This is a genomic window from Okeania sp., from assembly GCF_983059655.1.
Genome location: NZ_CEZPJD010000001.1, coordinates 55414 through 71673 on the forward strand (window position 1 = coordinate 55414; position 16260 = coordinate 71673).

Below are 16260 nucleotides of genomic sequence, written 5' to 3' on the forward strand. Positions count from 1 at the left end.
GTTTAGTCAGGAATAGTTGGTTTACTTTTTGATTTATGTTGTCATTTTTGAACTTAGTAAAGTACCTTTGAACTAAAAACTCTTCTATTTCCTCTATACTTATAGATATTGATTCGCTTAAAATAAAATTTAGTCATATTTGAAAGAGAATTGAGAAATCATGAAAAGTATCAAGATAAAAACACATATTGGCGAAGATGGAATATTATCTCTTCGTTTACCAATTACTAATCAAGAAATTGAAGCTATGGTTGTGTATCAACCCATTATCAAACAAAACCATCAAGATTCAAAAATAAAATTTGAACATTTATTACAACAATACAAAGGTTAGATTTTTACTAATAGTGCTGAATTATTACGAGAGGATCGTCTAAGTGAGTAAGTTTTTTGTAGATGCAAATGTAGCAATTAAATGGGTTATTCCAGCAATTCATACTGAGCTTGCTTTATCATTATTAGACAATTTAGAGCTGAGATCTCACAGCTAATAGCTAAATGCTTACAAGTTTTAAGCCTATAAAACCTTACTTTTGACTTTTCACTTCCGTGAAATTCTATGATAATACCCTCTTGGTAAATCAGTTATTTTAGAAATAAACATATATTTAAGGAGCTAATTTTATGTTAGTAAAAGGAATTAAAAAAGGAAAAATTATTGAGTTATTAGAGGAAGTAAATTTACCGGATAACCAAGAAATTCTAATAGAAATTAAAGAGGTTAATGATTTTTGGTCAGCCTATCAAAAATTTAGGGCAAAAATAGAACAAGAAGGAATTACTTTTGACGATCATACTTTTGATAACTTACGAGATAAGTCACCAGGGAGAGAGGTGGATTTATGAGTTTAAAATATTTGCTAGATACTAATATAATTTCCGAATCTATGCGTCCTTCTCCTGATACCCAAGTAGTGAATAAATTGAGGATAAATAAATTACAAATTTGTACAGCTACTGTAGTTATTCACGAATTGTTATATGGTTGCTGGCGTTTACCAGAATCAAAGAGACGTGATTTTTTTGAAGAATATATTAACGATCTAATTTTAAATATCCCTATATTTGATTATAATTTAAAATCGGCACAATACCATGCAAAAGAGAGAACTAGATTATCTAAAATAGGTAAAACTGCTAGTTTTATTGATGGTCAAATTGCCTCTGTTGCTGCTACTAACAATCTAATTTTAGTAACTAACAATGTAGCTGACGAGTGAAAATTTTGAAGATTTAAAACTAGAAAACTGATTTGTTGCATAAAGGTAGCGATCACAGTTAAATTGTTTAACTTAGTACAACACCTTTGAACTAAAACTCTTCTATTTTCTCTCGTTTACCTGAAATGATTGGGAATTTGAAAGCCGAACTTGATATCAGTTATAGATTTAGCTAATTCTATGATTAACAAAAATTCCCACACCCTCTTAACAAGAGAACGCGGGAATTCTCACTGTCTCAATTCAAAAACTAACTCAACCCTACCAACTTTGAACTTAATTCCCAAAGCTTAATCGCTTTATCATCATCACTCGCTTCATCAGAAACTTCTTGCACAAAAGACTGACGATCTTTCTTCTGTCGATTTCCCCAACTCCAATACATTCCAGACTCCTTATACTCAGGATCTTTCACTAAAGCAGCAACCCTTTCTCCTGCTAAATCTTGAGAAACATATCCCCCAGTAATATTCTTCTGGAATAGCGGGAAAATTTTCTGGAACAAAGGATAATGATTTCGGAATAAAGGTGTATCTGCCACACATCCAGGATACAGAGAACTAAAAACAATTCTCGTTGACTCGTGATAACGCCGATGTAACTCCCGCATTGTCAATACATTACAGAGTTTGCTATCCTTATAAGCCTTACCAGATTTAAACTTCTTACCATTAATCATAGAAATAGGATCTTTGAAACCTGCTTCAAAACCCTGAAGATTTCCCAAATCTGGAGGTGCTGGAATTGGAATCTTTCCTCCCAACTCTTTCGGGTTAGCTGTAACAGTTCCCAAAATCACCAACCTTTTATCTGCAGCAGGAGACTGTTTAAAATCCTCTAACATAATGTTACATAGGAGAAAATGTCCCAGATGATTTGTCGCCACGCTCAATTCAAAGCCATCTGCACTACGCATCGGTTCTTTTAATAGAGGCAAATATACCGCAGCGTTACATACCAAAGCTTCCAGAGACCTACCACTTTCTCTAAAAGTATTGACAAATCGTTTTACACCATCTAAACTTGCCAAGTCTAAGTGCATCACAGTATAGCTATCTTTTGCCATACCCACTTCTTGAGCAGCTTTTTCCGCCTTTGAGAGGTCTCGACAAGCCATCACTACATACCATTCACCTGTTTTAGCCAGAGCTTTCGCTGCGTATAAACCCACCCCTGACGATGCGCCCGTAATTACTACTGTTGATTTGTGATTTTGTTCCATTCTCAATGAGATTTTGTAAAATGCGATTGACTAATCTCATGATTTTACCAGAAACCATGGTCTACAGAAATTATCAATTCTTTTCACCTACTCCCTATTCCCTTTTTTCCGGAGAAGTCTATTGAATCTAATTGAGGACCCAAACATAATATTACATAAAACACTACATAAGCCTGGTTCAAACTATTCTGATACACTACATATAGTATTTACAACTAAAAAATATTGAAGCTCTAAATATCTCTAGGACTTACGAAAATTGACTTTTCAACCACCATTTGTAGGGGCGAATGGTATTTGCCCTAGCCATAAGTAGAGTCTCTGCGTAAGTCCCGATCTCTAATAGGTTTAGATGTTTGTGAAAGGCTGTGGTAATATAAACGTGCTATTTTCAATAAAATGTGCTTAAAAATACAGAAAAATTTGAAAGACTAACTTTGAAATTACAACTGATATAAATCTAATGAAACGAAGAAAACTTATCAACCATATTGCAACTGCTACAAGCGTTGCAACTTTGGCAGCTTGTAGTCAAACCACTACTGAAACTACCTCTACCGACGATAGCTTACCCTCTATAAAATGGAGAATGACCACGAGTTGGCCTCGCTCCCTAGATACAATTTTTGGTGGGGCACAAACAGTCTGCGATCGCGTCGCAGCAATGACCAATGGCAAATTTGAAATTACACCCTATTCCGCAGGCGAGATAGTGGGAGGGTTGGAAGTTCTAGACGCTGTCCAACTAGGTACAGTACAATGTGGCCATACTGCTAGCTACTATTATGTTGGCAAAAATCCAGCCCTTGCATTTGGCACAACTGTTCCATTTGGTTTAACTGCCCAACAACAAAATGCCTGGTATTACCATGGTGGAGGGCTAGAAATAATGCACAAACTTTATTCTGACTTTAACATTATTAGTTTCCCTGCTGGTAATAGTGGAGTACAGATGGGAGGTTGGTTTAAGCGAGAGATTAACACTACTAACGACCTCAAAGGTTTAACTATGCGTATTCCTGGTTTCGGTGGTGAGGTCATGAAAAAATTAGGAGTAAATACTCAAGTTCTTCCTGGTGGTGAAATTTATCTGGCTTTAGAGCGGGGTGCTATTGATGCTGCTGAGTGGGTAGGTCCTTATGATGACCAGAAATTAGGTTTAAATAATGCTGCGAAATACTATTATTATCCTGGTTGGTGGGAACCTGGTCCGACTTTTGATGTACAAGTTAATCTGAATGAATGGAATAAGTTACCAAAAGAATATCAGGAAGCTTTTAAGACAGCTGCATATCAAGCAAATATCAATATGCTCGCCCAATATGATGCTTTAAACGGAGTAGCATTGGCAGAATTGATAGCAGGTGGTACTGAATTACGTCCTTACAGTCAAGAAATTTTACAAGCAGCACGAACAGCAGCTTTTGAGTTTTATGAAGAGAAGGCAAGTCAGAATGAAACTTTTAAGGAAGTCTATGAGCAGTGGAAAAAGTTCAGAGAACAAATTTATCAATGGAATACTATTAATGAATTGAGTTTTGCTGAGTTTACTTTCAATAATTAAGAAGAAAGAAGAAATGGGTAGGGAGCTCAAACCCCAACGAATTGTCAACACCATGTAGACGGTCGGGTATTAAACCAAAATAAAAAGATAAATCGTAAATAAATCATGAAACGTCGAAACCTAATTAGTTATGTGGCTCTTGCTAGCTCCAGTGCAGTAGCTTTGCCTGCTTTAAGTCAAAACACATCCGAACAAATTAGATGGAAAATGACGACAAGTTGGCCGAAATCTCTAGATACTTTGTTTGGTGGGGCACAAAAAGTGTGCGATCGCGTAGAAGCTTTGAGCAATGGCAAATTTACTATTACTCCTTATCAAGCGGGTGAAATAGTGGGAGGATTGGAAGTTTTGGATACCGTGCAACAGGGAACTGTAGAGTGTGGTCATACTTCCAGTTATTACTATAAAGGCAAAAATCCTGCTCTGGTGTTTGCTACTTCTGTTCCTTTTGGCTTTACTGCCCAACAACAAAATGCTTGGCTATATCATGGTGGGGGTCTAGAAGCTATCCAAAATGTTTATGCTCAGTTTAATATCATCAACTTTCCTGCTGGTAATACTGGGGCACAAATGGGTGGTTGGTTTAGAGAAGAGATTAATACCGTAGCCGATCTTAATGGTTTAAAGATGCGTATCCCTGGTTTAGGGGGCGATGTGATGAACAAGTTGGGAGTAAATGTACAGGTGTTAGCGGGTGGGGAAGTTTATCTAGCTTTGGAGCGAGGAGCTATTGATGCGGCTGAATTTAGCGGACCTTATGATGATGAACAGTTGGGTTTATATAGAGCAGCAAAATACTATTATTATCCTGGTTGGTGGGAACCTGGTCCTACTTTAGATGTATTGGTTAATTTAGATGCTTGGAATCAGTTACCAAAAGAATATCAGGAAATTTTTCAGACTGCTGCTTATGAGGCTAATTTGAATATGTTAGCTCAATATGATGCCTTAAATCGTGAGGCTTTAGCTAGATTGATAGAAAAAGGTGTCCAATTGAGAGCTTTTAGCCCAGAAATCATGCAAGCTGCTCAGAAGGCTGCTTTTGAATTCTATGAGGAAAGTGCTAGTCAAAATGGGAGCTTCAAGAAAGTTTATCAGCAGTGGAAAAAATTTAGAGACCAAGTTTTTAATTGGAATAAAGTTAATGAGTTAAGTTTTTCTCAGTTTTCTTTTCTTGATAGCAAATAATAAACTAAGGCAGAAGGCAGAGGGCAGAAGGCAGAAGGGAATATTGCTACCTACATTTTGCACGACAAAATGGTAGTATGCAACAATGAGAAAACTTGAGTAAATATTGATACTGTTCAAAAAGGACTTTTTTGCTATGGCTGAGTGTAAATTCAACCATGAGTGTGCCGAAATATAATGTCTGAAGTAGAATCTGGGTAAAAATTTCCATCAAAAAAACTCCGGGAGTGATACAGGCATAAGAATATCCATGATATTCAAACGAACTTGAATCTATATGAACTGTTTCTGTTTCTAGTTGATAAGTTTTTACTGCTTCCAACACCACAGACATAAAAATTTTACTCAATCCTTTTTGATACAGTTGCTCTAATACTCTACCCAATTTATCATCATTAAAATACTCTGCTTTCACTCCTGGTTCAATTAAATTTTCTATGGTAATACCTTGAAAAAATCTGTTAAATAAATACAATGGGGAGGAGACTAATCCTAACCTATTCAAGAGCATTCCTTTTACTACCTGACCTGCTGTTACTTTTTCACTCTTGTCTTCTCCAATCAACTGATTTATCTTCTTTTCTATCCCTATTAAACATCTCCATAAAAAAGGGAATAGGGAACAGGGAACAGGGAACAGGGAACAGAAATTGATGATTTATGGATAAGAATTGATTGTCTTTTTGATTTTTGGAGATGTCTATTTCATCAATGATTCCTGCTACTAATCCTAAATTGTCTAAATTACTTACTTCTACTGACATTTTTTACTCTTTTTTCTCACTTTCTTGTTGATAATAATATTACCAAATGACAGTTCAAGATTTTTTTTGATTAAGTTTAAATACTTACTCAAATTTTCTCACTGTTACATACTACATTTTGTCGTGCAGAATGTGGATCTAATGCACATTTTTAAGATGAAACGATCCAGTAGCTTCCCATAGGGTGGGATGGCGTTTTGCTTCGCAACATGTAAAGCGGAGCGGCTCTGATAAGAGCGGGTCTCCTCGCCATATCCAATCGACCAAGAAAAAAGATAATGTTCCTTATGTTAAGCCTCCTTATTGCAGAGGTACTGATAACTTAAATGACTACCTTAGTAATTCATCCGTCTTTCTGCAATGTTTAATTCACTCTGAGAATTTAATTGCATTTCAGTTTGAATACTTTGTTTTTCCTTGATTGGCATCATGATATCAACTGTGGTTCCTAGGTCTACTCCCTCACTGTAGAGATGAATACTGCCATTCATCATTTCCATTAGACCACGAGAAATAGCTAACCCTAACCCATTTCCTCCAAACTTACGAGTTTTTGTACCATCTACCATCACAAAAGGCTGAAATAGTTTATCTTGCTCCTCTGGACTAATACCAATTCCCGTATCTTCAATCTTAACTAAAACTCGATGTTCTTTCCCAGCATAATTATCAGATAAATTATTGATATTGTCAGCAACAATATAGTTGTTGTATTCTTGGATAATATAAATATTAATACTTCCTTTTTCCGTAAATTTAATTGCATTACCAATCACATTTTCAAATACCTGTTTCAACTTTTCTTGATCGGCGTTAACAATTATTACTTGTTCAGGAATATTTAATTTTAATAATAAAGATTTTTGTTCAATATCTTTTCTAAATGAATCTATTGTTTCGTGTAATAATTTACCAATATCAACATCCTTCAAATATATCGATAAAGTTTCTGAATCAATTTTACGAATATCTAGGATGTCATTAATAATTCCTAGTAAATGAATGGCAGAATCATTAGCTTGTTTCAAAAACTCCATTTCTTCTTCTTTCGTGTCACAAAATCCATCATAAATCAATTGAATAGAGCCAATAATTCCATTGAGAGGAGTTCTTAATTCATGGGAAATATTAGCCAAAAATTCACTTTTTAGTTGGTTAGCAACTTGAGCTTCTTTAGAAGTAACTTCTAGTTGATCTGCCCACCTTTTAAGTCTATATACCATACTCTCTAATGCAATTGCTAATTGATTAAATTCACGAATTATTAAACTTCTAGGCACTTTATTGGGAGAGTCTAAATCATTGACAGCAAGAGCATAATCTCTAAGTTTTTCCAAAGGACGAGCTAAATCACGAGCCAAGTAAATAGTTGCTATAACACTAGCAGCAACTAAACCACAAATCATAATGATTAGTACTTTTTGAACTTCTCTAAGACCGGATAAAGCAAAGTCTATAGGTGTAATAGCTAAAACAATCCACTGTCGATCATCATAACGATCTACAGGACTAGAAGTTGGTGCATATCCTACTAAAAATTCATCATCTGCTGATAATTTGAGCCCCAATAATTCAGGTAATATCTTTTTAAATTCATCAATAAATTCTCTCAGAGGATTACTATTACTATTTTTTGAAACATCTATTTCTTCAAAAGAGAATATGTGGGCAAAATCTTTTCTACCTTCCTGTGCATTTCTGATAATATGTTTTAACCTTTCTGCACCTGGTCCATCAGAAATATTACGCCCTACTCTATTAGGATCTGGACTAGCTAATATTGTACCTTGATAGTTGATTACTACAGTTGAACCTGTCAGTGAACCTCTTCTTCTATTAGTTTGCATTGGTAAATCTGACTTGATGCTCAAAGCATAACGCAATTGTCTTTCACTACCTTTAGCAACATATACTGGTACACTCAAACCTAAACTGACTTGTTTTTTCTGAGTAACCGTATCATCACTTGAGAAACTATCTGGGTTTAACTCTTCTGGCCATATATAACTTATGTCAACATTAGATATCTCTCTAACTAGCTGTCTATGCTGCGGAGGCCATATATTTAGTGATGGAGGATTTATTGATTCATCATCACAAGTATTAGCTATAATCTCAGAAGTCTGTAAGTTACTCAATTGAACGCATCTTACCTGAGTTGGTAACATTTGGTATAACTTCTCAACATATTTTTGATACTCTTCAGTTTGACCAGATTGAAGTACATAACTTTCGCTAGCATTAACTAGATTAGATTCTAGAGATTTAGCCCATTGTTTAATATCTTCGGCCTTTCTGTCTGCGCTTTCTTTCAGATTTTGACGAGCAGTGTCTAGAAGTGTAGAACGTGCTTTTCTGTAGATGATATACTGCCCCAGTATTAATACTGGTACAGTAATTAGTAAAATTCGCGACAGCAGAATCCTACGGAAGGAGGATTGAACTTGCTTAATCATAGGATGTTTTACTCAAGCTGCAACTTGCAGCAATTTTGACAATTATTTGTGTTTTTACTTCTGAGTATCTCCGAAAACTATAATTATTATCTATGAATATGGAACTTATCAGAATTCAATTAATTTTATTTGAGTTTTTTATATATTTACTCTTCCATGGTATACCGCATTTGATAATATTGCCTAGTACCGCTACGCGGAAGTTAAAAGTCAAAAGTTAAAAGTTAAAAGTATTGATTTGTAATTGTTTTAGAATTTTTTCACTGGTCAGTTATTTCCACCATCCTGCACCAGACAATATAAAGCACTAAACTCAAAAACCTGCGATATTCATAATACAAATTAACTTTCATCACATAACTAATTACATTTCAAGTTATATATGTTAGAGATTTTTCAGAGAAATTTCTTATATGTAGTTATACTCATTATAAAGTATCTCTTTGATAGCTGCCATATATAGCAATATGATTTGAGTTGTGAGATATTGGAAATTTTTAGGTATGGAGGGAACACTTAACTGGGAACAGAGAAGAGAAAAAAAACGTATCATATGAATATAATAATTGCTATATTCTACACTTTTAAGGAACATCTCAATTCTCACAACTCATTCCTGATTGCTATAGTAAGGTTAATAAGTAAATAACGAAATAACGAAGAATCAAATTAAGGCAAACAATGAAATAAGTAGGTAGCAAATCAGATTAAACTGGATACTTATATAGCCTTTTAATTGGAAATGCGGAAACAGATTATTACTCAAAAGGAAACAGGGAAAAGGGAAAAGGGAACAATAAAGAAGAAAAAACAGTATTAAATAATAGCTTTGCACAATAATTCATGGATACTCAAGACAAGATTTTTTGATTAGAAAAAAGCTCAATCTAGATTTACATCTCATTTGAAAAAACTATAGAAATATAATTTTAATTGATTTTTTGTAGAATTGATTAATCTTACATAGGGCTTGCTGATTAAATATCAAAGTTTTTAATGGCAAAGGTTTCAGACTTTGCAGGTACTAAGGGAGTATCAGCTTTTAGGTAGTTCCAGTTCAAAAATCTGGGTTTTGGGCAAAAATATGGTTAGAAAATCAAGGGAAGATTCTTCTGGCTATTTCTTCTCGGAATCTCATTCCTCCTGGATTCTGAATTCTGGATTCTGGCTACTCCTCTGAAAAAAAGACTAGTGAAGCGCAAACCCTACATAGCAGAAGAAGGAAGAAAGAAGTGGTGTAACCCTGTGTCGGCGACAGACGCAAGCGGTCATATCCTCCTTCGGCGCAACACAGCAAGCGGTCGTTAGCAGAGCTTCCTGTAGGGTGGGATGTTCAATAATTGATAATTGATAATTACTTCATTTTTTTGTTAACTTTAAATCTCTCGTCAATAATATTTATAGACTGCCACCAGTATTTTGATCAATTATTAAATAATTGTAGTTGATACTCATCATCTTTAGAATATCCTGAAAAGCATATCTAAAAATTTCAAACTCAACAAACTGTACTTATGAATATAGGAATCTGGGTCTTAGGAGACCAAATCAATATTAATCAAGCAGCTCTTCAAAGTTGTACTGAAAAAGATAATATTTTTGTGATTATGATTGAATCCTTAGAACATATCCAAGTTCGACCATACCATCAGCAAAAATTGGTCTTAATTTGGTCCGCTATGCGTCATTTTGCTGTTGAGTTACGTCAAGCAGGTTGGCAAGTGACACACACACAATCCACAGATTTTGAAACACCACTTAAACAATGGATCGAAACTAATCAAATTACTGAACTACGGGTAATGAAACCCAATGACAAACCTTTTCTTGAAGTCATTAAAAATCTCCAAATTCCCTGCGATATTACAATAATTCCTAATAATTTGTTTATTTGGCATGAAACAGAATTTAAAGAATGGGCTAGAAATAGAAAACGCTTATTAATGGAAGATTTTTATCGAGAAGGACGCAAACGTTTGAAAATTTTAATGCATCAAAATAAACCTGTAGGAGAAAAATGGAATTTTGACAAAGAAAACCGCAAATATCCCAAAGGCAAATTAAATACACCACAAACTTTATGGTTTAAACCAGATAAAATTACTAGAGAAGTTATTAATAAAGTTAAAGATTTGAACTTTACTAAATATGGAGAAATAGAGCCTTTTCGTTGGGCGGTAACTCGTCAACAAGCACTGCAAGTACTAGACAATTTTATTCAAAATAGCTTACCTAATTTTGGTGATTATCAAGATGCTATGGTAACAGGGGAAGAAACCTTATGGCATTCTCTACTTTCTCCATATATTAATCTTGGCTTACTAAATCCTTTAGAAGTAATTAAAAAAGTAGAGTCAGCTTATTACAATCAACAATTAAAACTAAATAGTATAGAAGGTTTTATTCGGCAAATTTTAGGTTGGCGAGAATATATGCGGGGCGTTTATCTTCTCATGGATGATGAATATTCTCAGTCTAATTGGTTTAACCATAATCAACCACTTCCAGAGTTTTTCTGGGATGCTAATAAAACAGATATGAATTGTTTACATCAAGTTCTAATTCAAGTACAAAATACAGGTTATGCTCATCATATTCAACGTTTAATGGTATTGAGTAATTTTGCTTTAATTTCTGGTATTTCTCCTCAAGAGATAGAAAATTGGTTTCATGCAGCATTTATTGATGCTTATGATTGGGTTATGCAAACTAATGTTCTGGGAATGGGATTATTTGCTGATGGAGGTATTCTGGCATCAAAACCTTATGCTGCTTCTGCAAATTACATCAACAAAATGAGCGATTATTGTAAAGACTGTGTTTACAACTGGAAAGTTCGAGTTGCATCACCTCAAAACAAGGGTAATAATTCACAAGCTTGTCCATTTAATTATTTCTATTGGGATTTTCTGGCCAGAAATCGGGATAAACTTAAATCCCAGGGCCGTATGAACTTTGTTTTGGCTAACTTGGATAAAATGGACTCTGAAGAATTAGAAAACATTCATCTCAAAGCAGAAAAATGGCACTCTCAAAGGACTTCTTGCAGAAGTCAAGGAATAGTTCAACAATTAATAATTAATAATTAATAATTAATAATTACCTCTCCTTGAAAACGGATAGGATTGACGCAGTAGGGAAAATTTTTTCTTTTTTCCCCTTTAAAGGAAAGGCTTTAAACCTTAATTATTCGGTAATAAGGAATAGAGAGATGAAATTTTTTATTTCATAGTCTTGAATTGATTTAATTAACACTTTTGCAAGAGGTCTACTCTATTTGACATCTCAAAAGCTTAAAACTCAGACAACGCCAAATTCTTCCTTATTGCTTCTGTTATAGCAGAGGCCAAAAGGGAAAAATTGGCTATATAGCGCTACGCATTAAGGTATTTTGCATGAATAGAAGCTGAAGACCTTTTGTATCCCCCTGTTGCCTGTTTCCTTGTACATAGCGCTATATGACTTTTGACTGTTTAAACTTGACTTTAGCAAAGAGTTCAGAATTCTTATTTTTTGCCATAATTTTCCACATAGATTCCACAGTATTTCCACAAGCAAGTTCAATGTTTTCCACAGATTAAACAGGTTTTTCCACAGACTTCAACGACATCATAATACTCTTGCAAATGAATTGGGGATTTTGTTCAGTGGGTAGTAAACAGCTTCATATTAACCAGTTTTTATAAAGTTTTATAACAAAAAGTACCCCGAAATACTGATTATTTCGTAAATCTTTTATTTGTTGAAAGCCTGCTGTAACATTTCTCTACATTGACAACTATACCCCCCCTTAGTACACAATAGTGCGACATTGGTAGTTCAAAGTCAGTGGCTTTTGGCCACAACTAGGGACTATGAAGAAGAAAAAATATACAGAGAATCTTACTTAAACATGAACTTAAGCGTTAGTATTTTGGCCGAAATTCCTGAAGCACTCCATGAATCTCTTAAAACCTACTTAGAAACCCACCCTGACTGGGATCAAGACCGTGTATTTTCAGCAGCTTTGTCACTATTCTTATTACAAAATGGAGATAGCGGTACACCAGAAACATCTCTTTGTTATCGACAAGCTGCTAGAGTTTACCTAGAAACTCTATTCCAACATCATGTATAAGCAGTAGTGGTACAGATATTGAACCTATCTTTGCTGCTCATGCTAATGTATTCTAAATTACTAAATTTTTATATGTATGGATTCATACCAAATCCTGGTTAAAAAAAAGGTGTATCTATATTAGTTATGTAGTTAACACCTTTTATTATATGCGGATTTGGTATCAGCTCTGCTTTAGAGCAGAGCTATTTCAAAGTTCAATACTAGAAAATAATTTTGAAATAAGAAGGTAAACATTTAGCAGGAAATGTTTACACAAGGAAGATGAAACATAGTAGTTTCCGAAGCTATGAGGTACAGTCGTTTTTATTCTTTTCTGTTCCCTCTCTTGGTCAGCATTCCGCAAGCGAGCTGACGGCAACGCGGGGTCTGACAGCTTGCATCTAACGCCGACGCAGTCGCGCCGCTGTTCCCTCAAACCTAAAATTTCATACCTCATAACAACAGGAAATGTTGTAATACCAAATTCAAAAAAGGCAGTTACATCTTAATTTGTGATTTCTTCTTAAAAGAAAAAATTATAAATTCCATAAATTCTAAAATTTCCACCTTTTTTCCTCTTTAATATTTATGTTTTTCTTTCTCTGTTCCCTGTTCCCAGCTCCGGTGTTCCCTGTTCCCTGTGTCCTCACGCTTTGCAATATTTTATGAAATTGGTATAAGTTTGCACTATTTTCAACTAATGCAAATCTGAAACATTTTTCCCACTACCTTAATTAGGGCTTGCTGATTAAATACCTTAGCGACAGCTTTGCGTCAGCAAAAGCATTGACTGATATTGGTTGTAGGATTTTTTGGTCTCAAAAAGTGACAGCTTTTCGGTGCCAAGAGCTGCATAAAGCTAGTATTTTGGCAGGCAACGGCGGAAAAGTTGGGGGACAATTATTCCAGCTACATATTCTGTAATCTACCATTTCTCCTGACCATTGACTACTGACTACTACGAAGAGCAAAAAGACTTTTTTAGCAAGCCCTAAATTAAATCAGAATTGATCTAAAAGCATCAAACTTTGAGACTAAAGTAATTTACATAACCGAAAAAAAATCCTTTTAACCAATCCTTCTATTATAGAAGAGGTAATTATTAATTGTTGAACAAGCTAGGCTTGAATACTAAATAGTAGAACTATATTCTTAGGAAAAAATGACTGAAGTTTTAGATGTCTTAGTTGTTGGCGCAGGTATTAGTGGGTTAAGTTTAGCCCATGCACTGACAAAATTAGGTAACAATTCCCCGTTAAAGATTTTAGTTGCTGAAAGCCAAAATCGAGTGGGGGGAAATATCACAACAGTTTCTTTAGGAGACTTTCTTTGGGAAGAAGGGCCAAATAGTTTTTCTCCCACACCAGAATTATTAAAGCTGGCTGTAGATGTTGGCCTAAAGCAAGAGCTAGTTTTTGCCGATCGCAAACTACCTCGCTATGTTTACTGGAATGGTCAATTATTACCAGTGCCCATGAGTCCAACAGCTATGCTACAGTCTAAGTTACTGAGTGATGGTGGTAAGCTACGCGCCCTAGTTGGTGCTTTGGGCTTTGTATCACCTGCTATTGGCAATTTCTCAGAGCAAGGGGGAGAAGAAACTGTATCTCAATTTTTCCAGAGACATCTTGGTGCTGAAGTGATGCAGCGACTTGTAGAACCTTTTGTTTCTGGTGTTTATGCAGGCGACCCTAGTCAACTGAGTGCTGCTGCCGCTTTTGCTAAAATGGCTCGAATGGTTGACTTAGGTGGTGGACTTTTAGCTGGTGCTTTGCTGTCTGCCAAAAGAAATCGTAAGTTCAAGGTTGCTCCCGATCCTAATATTCCTAAGACTAAAACTGGTGAATTGGGTTCTTTTCGAGGTGGTTTGGAAGCATTACCAAAAGCGATCGCCTCTTATTTAGGAGAAGCAGTTAAATTAAATTGGCACCTTACTGGTATTCACCGGACTGAACAACAAACTTATATAGCAGAATTTTCTACTCCCAATGGTACTGAGCAAATAGAAACTCGTACTATTTCTCTTTCGACTCCTGCTCGTGTTTGTGCAGAGTTATTTAAAACTTTGCAACCTGAAATTGCTTCTATCTTTAATGAATTTTATTATCCTCCTGTTGCCTGTGTAGTCTTGGCATATCCTGATACTTCTATCAAGGTTAAGATAGACGGTTTTGGTAATTTGATTCCTAGAAGTCAAGGTATCCGGACTCTTGGTACTATTTGGTCTTCTACTTTATTTTCTGGTAGAACACCTCCAGGATGGCAAATTTTTACTAATTTTATTGGGGGTGCAACAGACCCGGAAATTGCTCAGTTAGAGAGTGAAGCGATCGTGGCACAGGTACATCAAGACCTTTGTCAAACTCTGTTAAAACAGGATGCCGAACAACCAAAAGTTCTTGCGGTGCATTTATGGTCTCGTGCTATTCCTCAATATAATTTAGGCCATAATTCTAGATTGGATAGGATTAATAATGGTTTAAAATCTCTCCCTGGTCTATATCTGTGCAGTAATTATGTTGGTGGTATAGCTTTGGGAGATTGTGTTCGCCGTGGCACAGAAGTAGCTACTGAGATTTATCAAGGTTTGCAGACTTGATATTTCAGAGTTTGAAAGGAGTTGGGAGGCAACAGTTAGAAGTCAAAAGTTAAAAATCAGAAGTTAGAAGGAATAGGGAATTTAGAGGAGGTAGTCGGATCTATCCCACATTCCGCAGCACAAGATGTAGTTTTTAGAATAAACATTCAAAGCTTTGGCTAGCAATAATTATGGAGACTATAAGTAAAAATACATATTACACAGATTCTTAACACTTATTATCAATAATGGAGGCTGTAATCCACCTTCTTTGTTAAAAATACCCTTGTAGTATGTTTGTGGTGCGGAATGCAGGTTTCAATGTTTTCAGTCTATTCATTTATTGATTAATTCCGGAGTTAAAAGTATATCTAATTTGACTCTAGAACGTTTAGAATTATTAAAGTTTTTTCCTCCAAGTTGTCAAAGATACTATCTACTCTAAGAATAAGAAACTTGAGGTAAAAACAGGTAGACGGCAAAAATAATCAACGATTGAATAATAGTGTAAAACAAAATCACTTGACAATGATTAAGATGCGATCGCTCAAGTGATAGAGAAATTTTGGCAATTTTTGGAGATGTCTATTGGTGAGTTCCGGCAACTGATGATTTGCGTTGGCGGAGCCTAGCGGCAGCTATATCGCTTCTTACCCCATACTATAAGTCTAAATACTTACTCAAGTTTTGCCATCTTTGCATACTACATTTTGTCGTGCGGAATGTGGGTTAAAAAGTTGCACTTTTTTTCGTTCTAAAAAGGCTAAAACCTTTATCTATCAAAGCTTTGATATTTTATCAGCAAGCCCTAATTAGGGTTTGCTGATAAAGTCTTTTTGTCTTCGTAGTGGTCAGTAGTCATTAGTCAATAGTCAGGAGAAATGGTGGATTACAGAATATGTAGCTGGAATAATTATCCCCCAATTTTTCCGCCGTTGCCTGACAAAATACTAGCTTTATGCAGCTCTTGCCACCGAAAAGCTGTCACTTTTTGAGACAAAAAAATCCTACAACCAATATCAGTCAATGCTTTTGCTGACGCAAAGCTGTCGCTAAGGTATTTAATCAGCAAGCCCTAATTAAGCGGACATGATGTCAGAAGAAAAAATAGGTGTTGCTGAAATGTAATGGTAAGCAGATGAAGGTAAGTTTGAAAAACTTAATGTTTT

General features: G+C 35.3%; 12 protein-coding genes. 8 read left to right on the forward strand and 4 right to left on the reverse strand.

Features of this window, described 5'->3' with window-relative positions; genetic code table 11:
• Window positions 1-160: 160 nt before the first annotated feature.
• The 3 genes from AC3DU7_RS00220 to AC3DU7_RS00230 all read left to right on the forward strand — a co-directional run bounded on the left by AC3DU7_RS00220 (window position 161) and on the right by AC3DU7_RS00230 (window position 1220).
• Entirely contained in the window at window positions 161-334 is a 174-nt protein-coding gene (locus AC3DU7_RS00220) for a hypothetical protein (protein WP_488037359.1), read from the forward strand.
• Between the two features lie 290 nt (window positions 335-624).
• Window positions 625-846 (forward strand): hypothetical protein, encoded by a 222-nt coding sequence (locus AC3DU7_RS00225; RefSeq protein ID WP_488037360.1) that lies wholly within the window; start codon window positions 625-627, stop codon window positions 844-846.
• Window positions 843-1220 (forward strand): PIN domain-containing protein, encoded by a 378-nt coding sequence (locus AC3DU7_RS00230; protein WP_488037361.1) that lies wholly within the window; start codon window positions 843-845, stop codon window positions 1218-1220. Before AC3DU7_RS00225 ends, AC3DU7_RS00230 begins: the two co-directional genes overlap by 4 nt.
• Before the next feature lie 250 nt (window positions 1221-1470).
• Here the strand turns inward: AC3DU7_RS00230 and AC3DU7_RS00235 are convergent, their stop codons facing one another.
• Window positions 1471-2442, reverse strand: a complete 972-nt coding sequence (locus AC3DU7_RS00235; protein ID WP_488037362.1) for a protochlorophyllide reductase — start codon at window positions 2440-2442, stop codon at window positions 1471-1473.
• 463 nt (window positions 2443-2905) lie between these two features.
• Between AC3DU7_RS00235 and AC3DU7_RS00240 the strand changes: the two genes are divergently transcribed.
• Together AC3DU7_RS00240 and AC3DU7_RS00245 are read left to right on the forward strand one after the other, a co-directional pair.
• A complete protein-coding gene (locus AC3DU7_RS00240) occupies window positions 2906-4006 on the forward strand; it encodes a TRAP transporter substrate-binding protein (protein WP_488037363.1) in 1101 nt (366 codons plus the stop codon).
• Window positions 4007-4111: 105 nt separating this feature from the next.
• Entirely contained in the window at window positions 4112-5194 is a 1083-nt protein-coding gene (locus AC3DU7_RS00245) for a TRAP transporter substrate-binding protein (protein ID WP_488037364.1), read from the forward strand.
• A 46-nt stretch (window positions 5195-5240) separates the two neighbouring features.
• On the opposite strand, the gene AC3DU7_RS00250 is transcribed toward AC3DU7_RS00245, so the two are convergent.
• The 3 genes from AC3DU7_RS00250 to AC3DU7_RS00260 all read right to left on the reverse strand — a co-directional run bounded on the left by AC3DU7_RS00250 (window position 5241) and on the right by AC3DU7_RS00260 (window position 8414).
• Window positions 5241-5759: a DUF4277 domain-containing protein gene (locus tag AC3DU7_RS00250; protein ID WP_488037365.1), complete on the reverse strand. Its 519-nt coding sequence runs from the start codon at window positions 5757-5759 to the stop codon at window positions 5241-5243.
• Window positions 5737-5958, reverse strand: coding sequence for a hypothetical protein (locus tag AC3DU7_RS00255; protein ID WP_488037366.1), 222 nt, complete (start codon window positions 5956-5958; stop codon window positions 5737-5739). Before AC3DU7_RS00255 ends, AC3DU7_RS00250 begins: the two co-directional genes overlap by 23 nt.
• A gap of 335 nt (window positions 5959-6293) precedes the next feature.
• The gene (locus AC3DU7_RS00260) at window positions 6294-8414 is read right to left on the reverse strand and encodes a sensor histidine kinase (RefSeq protein WP_488037367.1); all 2121 of its coding nucleotides are present in this window, start codon (window positions 8412-8414) and stop codon (window positions 6294-6296) included.
• Window positions 8415-9928: 1514 nt separating this feature from the next.
• Between AC3DU7_RS00260 and AC3DU7_RS00265 the strand changes: the two genes are divergently transcribed.
• The 3 genes from AC3DU7_RS00265 (at window position 9929) to hemG (ending at window position 15112) form a co-directional block, all read left to right on the forward strand.
• Entirely contained in the window at window positions 9929-11503 is a 1575-nt protein-coding gene (locus AC3DU7_RS00265; protein ID WP_488037368.1) for a cryptochrome/photolyase family protein, read from the forward strand.
• Between the two features lie 803 nt (window positions 11504-12306).
• The gene (locus tag AC3DU7_RS00270; protein WP_124145778.1) at window positions 12307-12531 is read left to right on the forward strand and encodes a DUF2811 domain-containing protein; all 225 of its coding nucleotides are present in this window, start codon (window positions 12307-12309) and stop codon (window positions 12529-12531) included.
• A 1144-nt stretch (window positions 12532-13675) separates the two neighbouring features.
• Window positions 13676-15112 carry a protoporphyrinogen oxidase gene (gene hemG, locus AC3DU7_RS00275; RefSeq protein WP_488037369.1) on the forward strand — a complete coding sequence of 479 codons (1437 nt, stop codon included), beginning with the start codon at window positions 13676-13678 and terminating at the stop codon, window positions 15110-15112.
• The last annotated feature ends 1148 nt before the right edge of the window (window positions 15113-16260 follow it).

Excerpts from the sequence above, each read along its gene's own strand:
- AC3DU7_RS00220 (WP_488037359.1), top strand. The coding sequence starts at position 161 with ATGAAAAGTATCAAGATAAAAACACATATTGGCGAAGATGGAATATTA.
- AC3DU7_RS00225 (WP_488037360.1), top strand. The coding sequence starts at position 625 with ATGTTAGTAAAAGGAATTAAAAAAGGAAAAATTATTGAGTTATTAGAG.
- AC3DU7_RS00230 (WP_488037361.1), top strand. The coding sequence starts at position 843 with ATGAGTTTAAAATATTTGCTAGATACTAATATAATTTCCGAATCTATG.
- AC3DU7_RS00235 (WP_488037362.1), bottom strand. The coding sequence starts at position 2,442 with ATGGAACAAAATCACAAATCAACAGTAGTAATTACGGGCGCATCGTCA.
- AC3DU7_RS00240 (WP_488037363.1), top strand. The coding sequence starts at position 2,906 with ATGAAACGAAGAAAACTTATCAACCATATTGCAACTGCTACAAGCGTT.
- AC3DU7_RS00245 (WP_488037364.1), top strand. The coding sequence starts at position 4,112 with ATGAAACGTCGAAACCTAATTAGTTATGTGGCTCTTGCTAGCTCCAGT.
- AC3DU7_RS00255 (WP_488037366.1), bottom strand. The coding sequence starts at position 5,958 with ATGTCAGTAGAAGTAAGTAATTTAGACAATTTAGGATTAGTAGCAGGA.
- AC3DU7_RS00260 (WP_488037367.1), bottom strand. The coding sequence starts at position 8,414 with ATGATTAAGCAAGTTCAATCCTCCTTCCGTAGGATTCTGCTGTCGCGA.
- AC3DU7_RS00265 (WP_488037368.1), top strand. The coding sequence starts at position 9,929 with ATGAATATAGGAATCTGGGTCTTAGGAGACCAAATCAATATTAATCAA.
- AC3DU7_RS00270 (WP_124145778.1), top strand. The coding sequence starts at position 12,307 with ATGAACTTAAGCGTTAGTATTTTGGCCGAAATTCCTGAAGCACTCCAT.
- hemG (WP_488037369.1), top strand. The coding sequence starts at position 13,676 with ATGACTGAAGTTTTAGATGTCTTAGTTGTTGGCGCAGGTATTAGTGGG.